The organism is Serratia inhibens (assembly GCF_003591175.1).
GTDB lineage: Bacteria > Pseudomonadota > Gammaproteobacteria > Enterobacterales > Enterobacteriaceae > Serratia > Serratia inhibens.
The window spans coordinates 15,305-27,840 of record NZ_QYYG01000003.1 but is presented as its reverse complement, the minus strand read 5'-3'; the positions used below and the strand labels follow the sequence as shown (position 1 = coordinate 27,840).

Here is a 12,536-nt window from a genome sequence, read left to right as displayed (position 1 = left end):
GAACAAGTGCCTGATGAGTAAACCAATCTGTTCGACCGGCCTGCGTTGGCTATGGGTGATGGTAGTGGTGCTGGTGCTGGATTTTGCCAGCAAGCAGTGGATCCTCGGTAACTTCGTGCTGGGCCAGTCCCAGCCGTTGATCCCGTCGTTCAATCTGTTCTATGCGCGCAACTACGGTGCCGCATTCAGCTTCCTCGCCGATCACGGCGGCTGGCAGCGCTGGTTCTTCGCCGGCATCGCCATTGCCATCGTGGCGGTGCTGCTGGTGATGATGTATCGCAGCCAGGCGCAACAGAAGCTGAACAACATCGCCTATGCTTTTATCATCGGCGGTGCGCTCGGCAACCTGTTTGATCGTCTTTGGCACGGTTTCGTGGTCGATTTTATCGATTTCTATGTGGGCAACTGGCATTACCCGACCTTCAACCTGGCGGATAGCTTTATCTGCGTGGGGGCGGCGATGATTGTGCTGGAAGGTTTCCTGTCGCCGGCGAGCAAAGGCGCAAAGAGTAAAGGTGAGTAATATGACGGCTCAGGTTAACGGTGACAGCGCCGTACTGGTTCATTTCACGCTGAAACTGGAAGACGGCTCAACGGCAGAGTCGACCCGCGGTAACGGTAAACCGGCGTTGTTCCGCCTGGGTGACGGCAGTTTGTCGGCACCCTTGGAAGAGCAGCTGCTCGGCCTGCGCGCGGGCGACAAATGCGCCTTTACCCTGCAGCCGGAAGCGGCGTTCGGCGAAGAGAATCCGGATCTGGTCCAGTTTTTCTCACGCCGTGATTTCACGGAAACCGGGGTACCGGACGTAGGCACCATCATGCTGTTTACCGCCATCGACGGCAGCGAAATGCCGGGTGTGGTGCGTGAAGTAGCGGAAGATTCGATTACCGTTGATTTCAACCATCCGTTGGCGGGCCATCCGGTGAGCTTCGATATCGAAGTGCTGGAGATTGACCCGCAACAGGAGGAGACGCATGCAAATATTGCTGGCTAACCCACGGGGCTTTTGCGCCGGGGTTGATCGTGCGATCAGTATCGTTGAGCGCGCGCTGGAGATTTACGGCGCGCCTATCTACGTGCGTCACGAAGTGGTACATAACCGCTACGTGGTGGACAGCCTGCGCGAGCGTGGGGCGGTGTTCATCGAAGAGATTGCCGAAGTGCCGGACGGGTCGATTCTGATCTTCTCGGCGCACGGGGTTTCCCAGGCGGTGCGGGCAGAAGCCAAAGCCCGTGATCTGACCATGTTGTTTGACGCGACCTGCCCGCTGGTGACCAAGGTGCATATGGAGGTGGCGCGAGCCAGCCGCCGGGGTACCGAGGCGATCCTGATTGGCCATGCCGGCCATCCGGAAGTGGAAGGCACCATGGGCCAGTACAGCAACCCGAAAGGCGGCATGTATTTGGTGGAGTCGCCGGAAGACGTGTGGAAGCTGCAGGTGAAGAACGAAAGCAACCTGTGCTTTATGACGCAGACCACGCTGTCGGTGGATGACACCTCAGAAGTGATCGATGCCTTGCGCCAGCGTTTTCCGAGCATCATCGGGCCGCGCAAGGACGATATCTGCTATGCCACGACTAACCGTCAGGAAGCGGTGCGCAACCTGGCCGGCGATGCGGATGTGGTGCTGGTGGTCGGGTCGAAGAACTCTTCCAACTCCAACCGTCTGGCCGAGTTGGCTCAGCGCGTCGGCAAGCCGGCGTACCTGATCGACTCCGCGGCGGATATTCAGGAAGCCTGGCTGAAAAACGCCAGCAACATCGGCGTGACCGCCGGGGCTTCGGCGCCGGACGTGCTGGTTCAGGATGTCATCAGCCGCCTGAGAGCGATGGGCGGTGTGGATGTGCATGAAGTCAGCGGCCGTGAAGAGAATATCGTCTTCGAAGTGCCGAAAGAGCTGCGTGTTGATATCAGACAGGTCGAATAAGCCCTTTGGCAAAAGTGTTACCACGGGGAGCTATCAGCTCCCCGTTTTGCATTTAGGGGATAAGCAGCGGGAAAATAGCAGAGTTTGGAAATAGAGATAAGTTGATTCAAATTTTCTGTTACTTAAAGCCATATTCGTTCTGACTATTTGAATTATTCTTGGATAAACGCTTATATTGGCGGAAATAAAGTTATTAAAGATGATATCATTAGGCTGCAATCTAAAAAACGCGCTGGTGCTGGTCAGCAATCGGCTGAAAAGTTAAAAAACTAAATTAATTAGCGTTACAGATACTTCTTATTTAATTAAGTACGTAGCTGGTCTACGGAATTTTTCTCTTTCTCTTTCTCTTTTAAATGGATTTTCATATGCTCCAGTAAACGGCGAACCTTTAATGGTTGGCTGTCCCGGCGTGGCATAATCGCATAGCAATTAATCTCCGGCAATCGCCATTCAGGCAACACTTCCACCAAATCACCGCTGCGCAATTCACGTTCAACATTGACAAAGAAATTACGGATAATCCCCTTGCCGGCCAGCGCCAATTCTTTCATCGCCATACCGTTGTTGGTAAATAAGCGCCCGGTCATGCGTAACCGGTGTTCGTCACCGTTCGCGTGGATCAGCCTGACAAATTGCGGGTTTCCCAAAGGGGTGAAAGTGACCCATTGATGGCGGGTGAGCGCCTGTGGCGTCTCCGGAACGCCGTGGCCGGCTAGGTAGGCTGGAGAGGCGCACAACACTTCGCGAAAGCGCGCCAGGCGGGTGGAGACGTAGCTGGAATCGGCCAGCACACCGCCGCGGATCGCCAAATCTATCCGCTGACCTATCAGGTCGATTTTTTCGTCATGGATTTCCAGGCGTAGCGTGATGCGCGGGTGTTCATCCAGGAAACTTTGCAACGCCGGCACCAGATAATGGGTGGCGAACTCCGTGGAGGTGGCGACGCGCAGTTCACCGGCCAGTTCGCCGCGCAGTGCGGCAATACGCTGTTGACCCCGCTCGGCGGCATGGATCATCAACACGCAATCCTCATAAAAACACAGACCGGCCTCGGTCAGGCTCAGTGAACGGGTCGAGCGCAGAAGTAATTGAATGCCCAGCTCGTTTTCCAGCTGGCGGATATGCTGGCTGACGGCTGAGGTGGTAATGCCTAATTCTTTGGCTGCCATGCTGAACGCGCCGCAATCGACAACTTTAGAAAAAATAGCCATGCGTTTTAGAATATTACTCATAGTTTGTTAAGTACAACTTAACCAAGATTGCAAATTATAAGGGCTAATAATATAGCATTATCTCTTCTATATTTCCTGAAGCAGATAAACGTCACGGTGAGACTTATTGCCGGTGCGTCATTCCTCTTTTTGATAAGTCTTATTGCGTTTGCGAATAAGTTTCTTACGCCACATCTGAACAGGAGTTAATTGTGGATAATGCCCATATTGAAACCGTGTCATTAAAAATTTTGCATGAGCTATTACAATATCGGCGTCGTTTTCCCGGCCTGGAAGCGTCAAATACTGAGGAGGAGCGAGTTGTTTCTCAGGTGCAATTGCCGCGTATTCGGGCATTCATTGCAAACAATCAGCGTCTCGAATTTGTGCTGCCGGCCTTCCCGACAAAATCGCCCAATACCAATAAAGTGATCGGCGCGGTTCCCGATATGGCGGAACGGCTATCGCTGATATTCCTCAATTCTCTCTGTCAGCGTATCCAGCTTTATTACCCACCGGGAGCGCATATCGTGATCTGCTCCGATGGCCATGTGTTCGGCGATTTGATCCGCGTCAGCGACGATGCCATCAACCATTATCAGCGCGAAATTGAAAACCTGCTGCACGAGGTGGGGGCGACGCACCTGAGCGTGTTCAACCTGGGTGACGTCGAAGGGCTGGCGGAACATACCGACGACTACGACCTGCTGCGTCAACTGCTGGTCGACGGCTATGCCGAGCCTGAGGAGGTCATCAAGCAGCAACTGATGCAGGACGAACAGGGGCTGCAGCTGTATCGCGCCATTACCCGTTTTCTGTATGAAGACAGCCAGTTGCCGGGGTACAGCGGCTCCAACGCAGCGTTGCAGAAAGACGCCAAACAGCGCGCCTGCGGCGTGATACAGCGCAGTTGGGCCTGGGGCAACCTGCTGGCTCAACATTTCCCGGCGGCGATACGCCTGTCGATCCACCCGCAACCCGCTGACAGCCTGAAAATGGGCATCCATATGATGCCGACCAAAGACGACTGGCTGACGCCGTGGCACGGTGTGGCGGCAAACGTCAACGGCCAGTTCGTGCTGATGAAGCGCAAAGACGCTCAGCAATTGGCGGGTGAGCTGGTGGCGATCCGCGGCACGCCAAGCCATTACCTGATCGAACCGCCTCAGGTGGCGTAACTCGCCAGGTTACGCCCGCAATGTTGGCGGGCGTGTTTTAACGGCACGGTTGCCGTGTGAGCAGCAAATTCGCTTCAAGGAGAGTCACCGATGGATAATCAACAACTGAATTGCCGCATTGAACTGAATACCCCGTTTGGCGCAGTGCTGACCCCGCAACACCCCGGGCAACAGATCGGCGAACTGCCGGTAGCGGCGCTGCGGACGTTGGCGCAAAGGCACCATCTGCTGGTGCTGCGCGGTTTCGACTCCGGCTTTACCGATCCTCAGGTGTTGGCCCGCTATGCCGGCGGTTGGGGAGAGATCATGATGTGGCCGTTCGGTGCGGTGCTGGACGTGAAGGAGCACCCGGACGCCAAAGATCATATCTTCGACAGCAGCTACGTCCCGTTGCACTGGGATGGCATGTACAAACCGACCATTCCGGAGTTTCAGTTATTCCACTGCGTGGCGGCACCGTCGCAGGATGAAGGTGGCCGCACCACCTTTGTCGATACTACGCGGCTACTGGCCAATGCCGATGAGTCGCTGCTGGCGCAGTGGCTGAAGGTGTCCATTTCTTATCGAATCAAGCAAGTGGTTCACTATGGCGGCGAGGTCTGTTCGCCGCTGGTGGTGACGCATCCGAGCGGCAGCGGGTTGATCATGCGCTACAACGAACCGCCGACGGAGGGCAAGAAGTTCCTTAACCAGCATGCGCTTGAATATCATGGCGTGCCGCAAGAAGAGCAAGAGGCTTTCCATCAGACTCTGCAGCAGCATCTCTACGATCCCCGCCATTATTACGCCCACCAGTGGCAGCAGGGCGATGTGGTGGTGGCGGATAACTTCTCGCTGCTGCACGGACGTGAAGGTTTCACCGCCCGCTCCGCTCGTCATCTGCAGCGCGTGCATATTCAGAGCAACCCGGTGTGCGCCAACCTGGCGCTGAAGCCGGCCAACGCAGAGGCATAACGGAACATTATGGCAAGGATACTGATGGCAGCGGTCGCCACCCCAGGACATGTTTACCCGATGCTGGGGATTGCCCGCTACCTGATTGCGCAGGGCCACCGGGTGCGGGTGATGACCGGTGCGCTGTTCCGAGAACGCGCCGAAGCGGTGGGTGCGCAGTTTGTACCCTTCGATGCGCAGGTGGATTTCGACTATCGCTATCTGGAGCGGCATTTTCCCGAACGCGCCGCGCTGCCGCCGGGCAATGCGCAGATGGCGTTGGCGCTGAAAGATTTCTTCGCTGCGCCGATCCCGTTGCTGGACCGGCAACTCAGGGCGGCGATAGCCGCCGAGGCGACGGATCTGCTGATAGTGGAAAATTGCTTTTACGGGGTATTGCCGTTGTTGCAGGCCACTGACCGTCTGCCGGTGATCGGTATTGGCGTGACGCCGTTGTCGTATTCTTCACGCGATGCCATCTTCTACGGTCCGCGCATTCCCCCGGCGCTGTTGCCGCTCGAACTGCCGCGTGAACAGCTGGTGGACGAAGCCACTCGCGTGTTGATCGATGAGGTACAGCAGAGTTTCAATGCCGCGATGGTGCAATCCGGTGGCGGGCCGTTGCAACAGCCGTTCACGGATGCGTTGATAGGCGGCTGCGATCGCTTTTTGCAACTGGCAACCACGGCGCTGGAGTATCCGCGCGAGGATCTGCCCGCAGGTGTGCGATTTATCGGCCCGTTGCGCGGTGCCGTGGCGGCACGGCAAGGCGGGTGCGAGTGGGATGAAGCGGATCCTCGGCCGCTGGTTATCGTGACGCAGGGGACGTTGGCGAATGTCGATCTGCGCCAGTTGATTGTTCCGACGCTAAAAGCATTGGCCGGGTTACCGGTGCGGGTGCTGGCGACTACCGGTGGCCGCTCGGTTGACGGAGTGCCGGCGCAACTGCCGGACAACGCCAGAGTACGGCAGTTTATCTCTTTCGAGCACTGGCTGCCGCAGGCGGCGCTGTTGATCACCAATGGCGGTTATGGCTCGATCAACTACGCGCTGGATCATGGCGTGCCCTTGATTGTCGCCGGTACCGGTGAGGATAAGCTCGAGGCGGCTTCTCGGGTGGTGGCTGCGGGCTGCGGCATTAACCTGCACACCAGCGAACCGGATGAGGCGCAACTGCGGCAGGCCGTGCAGCAGATCCTGTCGCAGCCGGTTTATCGGCAGCGCGCGGCGCTGGTACAGGCCGACTATGCCCGCCATGATGCATTGGCGGCGATTGCCGAAGAGGTGGCAGCCTTAACCGGCTGAAAGCCGTAATCGAGTTCCTTTGGGCGCCCTCTGCGGCGCCTTTTTTATGCAGGTTTTTCTCATCAAATTTGCATGATTATGTACATTTGAAAAATGGGTTTTATTTGACCGGTTGTTAACCTATTGACAACATTACTGATGAAAAGCGGGGGATATCATAATTTTCTAATTATGAAATGAATCTTCTGGCGGTGATCCTGTGGGGCAGTTACCCTAAACCTATAGCCTATGGAGTAGGCGTCTAATCAAGAAGAGAGCAAGCATGACTGATTCACAAATCCGCATTGCGATTGCGGGTTCCGGCGGCCGCATGGGGCGCCAATTGATCCAGGCGGTACATCAGGCGCAGGGCGTCGTGCTGGGGGCTGCGGTGTCGCGCCCGGGCTCAAGCCTGATCGGCACCGATGCCGGTGAACTGGCGGGTGTGGGCGCGCTGGGCGTTACCGTCAGCGACAGCCTGGAAAAGGTGGTCGATGACTTCGATATTCTGATCGATTTCACCCGCCCGGAAAGCACGCTGGCGTACCTGGCTTTCTGTGTCGAACATAACAAGGCGGTGGTGATCGGCACCACCGGTTTTGACGATGCAGGCAAAGCGGCCATCCGCGCCGCCGCTCAGCAGATTGGCATCGTGTTCGCCGCCAATTTCAGCGTGGGCGTCAACCTGGTCCTGAAACTGTTGGAAAAGGCCGCTCAGGTGATGGGCGACTACACCGACATTGAGATTATTGAAGCGCACCACCGCCATAAAGTGGATGCACCTTCGGGCACTGCGTTGGCGATGGGCGAAGCGATTGCCGGTGCGCTGGGGCGTGATCTGAAAGAGTGCGCCGTCTATGCGCGCGAAGGGTATACCGGCGAGCGCGATCCCAAGAGCATAGGTTTTGCCACCATTCGTGCCGGCGATATCGTCGGGGAGCATACCGCCATGTTTGCCGACATCGGAGAGCGGGTGGAAATCACCCATAAAGCCTCCAGCCGCATGACTTTTGCCAGTGGTGCGGTTCGGGCCGCTTCTTGGCTGCATAGTCACGATAAAGGCCTGTTTGATATGCGCGACGTGCTCGGTCTGGACCGGTTATAATCGATTTGAATACCATCGTGATGTGGTTGTATTGATCATAACGCTATGATTAACGGACAATAATTTTATTGTCCTTTTTTTTAACATTAAAAATGATTCATTTTTTCGATTTTATTATTGTGTTGCTTGTTTTTTATGGTTTTCTTGCGTTTTTTTGTCATGAATTTCCCTTTTCGATGTTTTTCAATCAGGAATGAGCCTTTGGAAACGCACTTTTTCGTCATTATTCCTCGCAACCGTTTACTCACCCGAGTTTAGCTGGGTTTTTATGGCTGCTGACCCTATTAAACGTTGAGAAGTGCGAAAATAAGAGAAAAAATGGCGCTTTGGGTAGACAAGAGGAGCACTCATCATTAAAATGCGCCCAATTTGCCAAAAATTGGCCTTGAGGGCGGTTTTTGCATTGATTTAGATCGCGATATCTGAATTAATATGCAAATATTGTGATTGATTATTCCTCGGAGGGTGTTTTGATTAAGTCAGCGCTATTGGTTCTGGAAGACGGAACCCAATTCCACGGTCGGGCCATCGGGGCAGAGGGTACGGCAGTGGGGGAAGTGGTCTTCAATACGTCGATGACCGGCTATCAAGAAATCCTCACTGATCCTTCCTACTCTCGCCAGATCGTTACTCTTACTTATCCTCATATCGGCAATGTCGGCACCAATGCTTCCGACGCAGAATCCTCCGCGGTACACGCCCAAGGCCTTGTCATTCGTGATCTCCCTTTGATTGCCAGCAACTACCGCAACGAAGAAGGCCTGTCTGAATACCTGAAGCGTCACAACATCGTGGCGATTGCCGATATCGATACCCGCAAGCTGACCCGCCTGCTGCGCGAGAAAGGCGCACAGAACGGCTGCATCATCGCCGCCGACTCGCCGGACGCCGCGCTGGCGCTGGCCAAGGCGCAGGGTTTCCCGGGCTTGAAAGGCATGGATCTGGCGAAAGAAGTGACTACCAAAGAAGCCTACAGCTGGCAGCAGGGTAGCTGGACGCTTGAAGGCGACCTGCCGGAAGCCAAGCCGGCCTCCGATCTGCCGTTCCACGTGGTGGCTTACGACTACGGCGCCAAGCGCAACATCCTGCGCATGTTGGTGGATCGCGGCTGCCGCCTGACGGTAGTGCCGGCGCAGACTCCGGCAGATGAAGTCTTGAAGATGAATCCGGACGGCATTTTCCTGTCCAACGGCCCGGGCGACCCGGAGCCTTGCGATTACGCCATCACCGCCATCAAACAGTTCCTGGAAACCGACATTCCGGTGTTCGGCATCTGCCTCGGCCACCAGTTGCTGGCGTTGGCCAGCGGTGCGAAAACCGTGAAGATGAAGCTGGGCCACCACGGCGGCAACCACCCGGTGAAAGATCTGGATAACGACTGCGTGATGATCACCGCACAGAACCACGGTTTTGCGGTTGACGAAAATAACCTGCCGGCCGAACTGCGCGTAACGCACAAATCGCTGTTCGACCATACGGTGCAGGGCATTCACCGTACCGACAAAGCGGCGTTCAGCTTCCAGGGCCACCCGGAAGCCAGCCCGGGCCCGCACGACGCCGCGCCGCTGTTCGACCACTTTATCGAACTGATCGAGACTTACCGTTCTAACGCCAAATAATCAGGAGCAGTAAAAAAATGCCAAAACGTACAGACATAAAAAGCATCCTGATCCTCGGCGCTGGCCCGATTGTCATCGGCCAGGCGTGTGAGTTCGACTATTCGGGTGCCCAGGCGTGTAAAGCGCTGCGCGAAGAGGGTTACCGGGTCATTCTGGTGAACTCCAACCCGGCCACCATCATGACCGACCCGGAAATGGCCGATGCGACCTACATCGAGCCGATTCACTGGGAAGTTGTGCGCAAAATCATCGAAAAAGAGCGCCCGGATGCGGTATTGCCGACCATGGGGGGCCAGACCGCGCTGAACTGTGCGCTGGAGCTGGAGCGTCAGGGTGTGCTGGCCGAGTTCGGCGTGACCATGATTGGCGCCACGGCCGATGCTATCGATAAAGCCGAAGACCGCCGCCGTTTCGACGTGGCGATGAAGAAAATCGGCCTGGATACTGCGCGTTCCGGCATCGCACATAATATGGAAGAAGCGCTGGCGGTTGCCGCCGACGTTGGTTTCCCGTGCATCATCCGTCCTTCCTTTACCATGGGCGGCACCGGTGGCGGCATCGCTTACAACCGCGAAGAGTTCGAAGAGATCTGCGAGCGCGGACTGGATCTGTCGCCAACCAAAGAGCTGTTGATCGACGAATCGCTGATCGGCTGGAAAGAGTACGAGATGGAGGTGGTGCGCGATAAGAACGATAACTGCATCATCGTCTGCTCTATCGAAAACTTCGACGCCATGGGCATCCATACCGGTGACTCCATCACCGTGGCACCGGCGCAAACGCTGACCGACAAAGAATACCAAATCATGCGTAACGCCTCGATGGCGGTGCTGCGTGAAATCGGCGTGGAAACCGGCGGTTCCAACGTGCAGTTCTCGGTTAACCCGAAAAACGGTCGCCTGATCGTCATCGAAATGAACCCGCGCGTGTCCCGTTCTTCTGCGCTGGCCTCAAAAGCCACCGGCTTCCCGATTGCCAAAATCGCCGCCAAGCTGGCGGTGGGTTATACCCTGGACGAACTGATGAACGACATCACCGGCGGCCGCACTCCGGCGTCGTTTGAGCCGTCCATCGACTACGTGGTTACCAAAATTCCTCGCTTTAACTTCGAGAAATTTGCCGGCGCCAACGACCGCCTGACCACCCAAATGAAATCCGTCGGCGAAGTGATGGCGATTGGCCGCACTCAGCAAGAATCGCTGCAGAAAGCGCTGCGCGGTCTGGAAGTGGGTGCCACCGGCTTCGACCCGAAAGTGAGCCTGGACGATCCGGAAGCGCTGACCAAAATCCGTCGCGAACTGAAAGATGCCGGTTGTGACCGTATCTGGTACATCGCGGATGCGTTCCGTGCCGGCATGTCGGTAGACGGCGTGTTTAACCTGACCAACGTCGATCGCTGGTTCCTGGTGCAGATTGAAGAGCTGGTGCGCCTGGAAGAGCAGGTTGCCGAATCCGGCATCAACGGCCTGACCCAGGAATTCCTGCGTACCCTGAAGCGTAAAGGCTTCGCCGATGCGCGCCTGGCCACGTTGGCCGGCGTAGCCGAAAGCGAAATCCGCAAGCTGCGCCACGGTTATGGCCTGCACCCGGTTTACAAGCGTGTGGATACCTGTGCGGCGGAATTCGCCACCGACACCGCCTACATGTACTCCACTTATGAAGAAGAGTGCGAGTCCAACCCGACCAACGACCGTCCGAAAGTGATGGTGCTGGGTGGCGGCCCGAACCGTATCGGCCAGGGCATCGAATTCGACTACTGCTGCGTACACGCCTCGCTGGCGCTGCGTGAAGACGGGTATGAGACCATCATGGTCAACTGCAACCCGGAAACCGTCTCCACCGACTACGACACCTCCGACCGCCTGTATTTCGAGCCGGTGACGCTGGAAGACGTGCTGGAAATCGTGCGCATCGAGAAGCCGAAAGGCGTGATCGTGCAGTACGGCGGCCAGACTCCGCTGAAACTGGCGCGTGAGCTGGAAGCCGCCGGCGTGCCGATTATCGGCACCAGCCCGGATGCGATTGACCGTGCCGAAGACCGTGAGCGTTTCCAGCAGGCGGTACACCGTCTGGGCCTGAAACAGCCGGCCAATGCCACCGTTGCCACCATCGAACAGGCGGTAGAAAAAGCGGCCGGTATCGGTTACCCGCTGGTGGTGCGTCCTTCCTACGTGCTGGGCGGCCGTGCGATGGAGATCGTTTACGACGAAATCGACCTGCGCCGTTACTTCCAGAACGCCGTCAGCGTATCCAACGACGCGCCAGTGCTGCTGGACCGCTTCCTGGATGATGCGGTAGAAGTGGACGTCGATGCCATTTGCGACGGTGAGCGCGTGCTGATTGGCGGCATCATGGAGCATATCGAACAGGCGGGCGTGCACTCCGGTGACTCCGCCTGCTCACTGCCGGCCTACACCCTGAGCAAAGAGATTCAGGACGTGATGCGTCAACAGGTTGAAAAACTGGCGTTCGAACTGCAGGTGCGCGGTCTGATGAACGTACAGTTCGCGGTGAAGAACAACGAAGTCTACCTGATTGAAGTCAACCCGCGTGCCGCGCGTACCGTGCCGTTCGTTTCCAAAGCCACCGGCGTGCCGCTGGCCAAGGTTGCCGCACGGGTCATGGCGGGCAAAACGCTGGCCGAGCAGGGCGTAACGGAAGAAGTTATCCCGCCTTACTATTCAGTGAAAGAAGTGGTGCTGCCGTTCAACAAGTTCCCTGGCGTCGACCCGATTTTGGGGCCGGAAATGCGCTCTACCGGGGAAGTGATGGGCGTTGGCCGCACCTTCGCGGAAGCCTTCTCCAAGGCGATGCTCGGCAGCCAGTCAGGCATGAAGAAACAAGGCCGTGCGCTGCTGTCGGTGCGTGAAGGCGATAAGGCCCGCGTGGTGGATCTGGCGGCAAGCCTGCTGAAACAGGGCTTCGAGCTGGACGCGACCCACGGCACTGCGGTCGTGCTGGGCGAGGCGGGCATTAACCCGCGTCTGGTCAACAAGGTGCATGAAGGCCGTCCGCACATTCAGGACCGTATCAAGAATGGCGAGTACACCTACATCGTGAACACCACGGCCGGTCGCCAGGCGATTGAAGATTCCAAGCTGATTCGCCGCAGCGCGTTGCAGTACAAGGTGCATTACGACACCACCCTGAACGGCGGTTTTGCCACCGCGATGGCGCTGAAGGCGGATCCGACCGAGCAGGTTACCTCGGTGCAGGAGCTGCACGCTCGTATCACCAAGTAATTCAGTGATGCCGTAATGCCTGAGGGCGCTGC

Annotated in this window: 10 protein-coding genes; 9 read left to right on the top strand and 1 reads right to left on the bottom strand. The window is 56.8% G+C overall.

The features are described 5' to 3' along the window. The first annotated feature begins 13 nt into the window (after positions 1-13). The 3 genes from lspA to ispH are packed head-to-tail and all read left to right on the top strand — an operon-like array spanning position 14 to position 1,929. The gene (lspA, locus tag D4100_RS12905; RefSeq protein ID WP_006317538.1) at positions 14-523 is read left to right on the top strand and encodes a signal peptidase II; all 510 of its coding nucleotides are present in this window, start codon (positions 14-16) and stop codon (positions 521-523) included. A 1-nt stretch (position 524) separates the two neighbouring features. After that, positions 525-995, top strand: a complete 471-nt coding sequence (gene fkpB / locus D4100_RS12900; protein WP_006317539.1) for an FKBP-type peptidyl-prolyl cis-trans isomerase — start codon at positions 525-527, stop codon at positions 993-995. Then, positions 976-1,929 (top strand): 4-hydroxy-3-methylbut-2-enyl diphosphate reductase, encoded by a 954-nt coding sequence (gene ispH, locus D4100_RS12895; RefSeq protein ID WP_006317540.1) that lies wholly within the window; start codon positions 976-978, stop codon positions 1,927-1,929. The genes fkpB and ispH overlap by 20 nt, the downstream gene beginning before the upstream one ends. 305 nt (positions 1,930-2,234) lie before the next feature. On the opposite strand, the gene D4100_RS12890 is transcribed toward ispH, so the two are convergent. Then, complete coding sequence (locus D4100_RS12890; protein WP_276330837.1) at positions 2,235-3,143, bottom strand: LysR family transcriptional regulator; 909 nt, start codon at positions 3,141-3,143, stop codon at positions 2,235-2,237. Positions 3,144-3,355: 212 nt separating this feature from the next. On the opposite strand from D4100_RS12890, the gene pvcA reads away from it, so the two are divergent. The 6 genes from pvcA to carB all read left to right on the top strand — a co-directional run bounded on the left by pvcA (position 3,356) and on the right by carB (position 12,504). Further along, positions 3,356-4,321 (top strand): L-tyrosine isonitrile synthase, encoded by a 966-nt coding sequence (gene pvcA / locus D4100_RS12885; RefSeq protein WP_006317543.1) that lies wholly within the window; start codon positions 3,356-3,358, stop codon positions 4,319-4,321. A gap of 90 nt (positions 4,322-4,411) precedes the next feature. Further along, the gene (locus tag D4100_RS12880) at positions 4,412-5,275 is read left to right on the top strand and encodes a TauD/TfdA dioxygenase family protein (protein ID WP_006317544.1); all 864 of its coding nucleotides are present in this window, start codon (positions 4,412-4,414) and stop codon (positions 5,273-5,275) included. Between the two features lie 24 nt (positions 5,276-5,299). Then, on the top strand, positions 5,300-6,559 hold the full coding sequence (locus D4100_RS12875) for a glycosyltransferase (RefSeq protein ID WP_119804518.1): 1,260 nt from the start codon (positions 5,300-5,302) through the stop codon (positions 6,557-6,559). A 262-nt stretch (positions 6,560-6,821) separates the two neighbouring features. Then, positions 6,822-7,643, top strand: a complete 822-nt coding sequence (dapB, locus tag D4100_RS12870; RefSeq protein WP_119804517.1) for a 4-hydroxy-tetrahydrodipicolinate reductase — start codon at positions 6,822-6,824, stop codon at positions 7,641-7,643. 470 nt (positions 7,644-8,113) lie between these two features. Then, positions 8,114-9,262: a glutamine-hydrolyzing carbamoyl-phosphate synthase small subunit gene (gene carA, locus D4100_RS12865; RefSeq protein ID WP_006317550.1), complete on the top strand. Its 1,149-nt coding sequence runs from the start codon at positions 8,114-8,116 to the stop codon at positions 9,260-9,262. A 17-nt stretch (positions 9,263-9,279) separates the two neighbouring features. Continuing rightward, positions 9,280-12,504, top strand: coding sequence for a carbamoyl-phosphate synthase large subunit (carB, locus tag D4100_RS12860; RefSeq protein ID WP_006317552.1), 3,225 nt, complete (start codon positions 9,280-9,282; stop codon positions 12,502-12,504). Positions 12,505-12,536 lie beyond the last annotated feature (32 nt).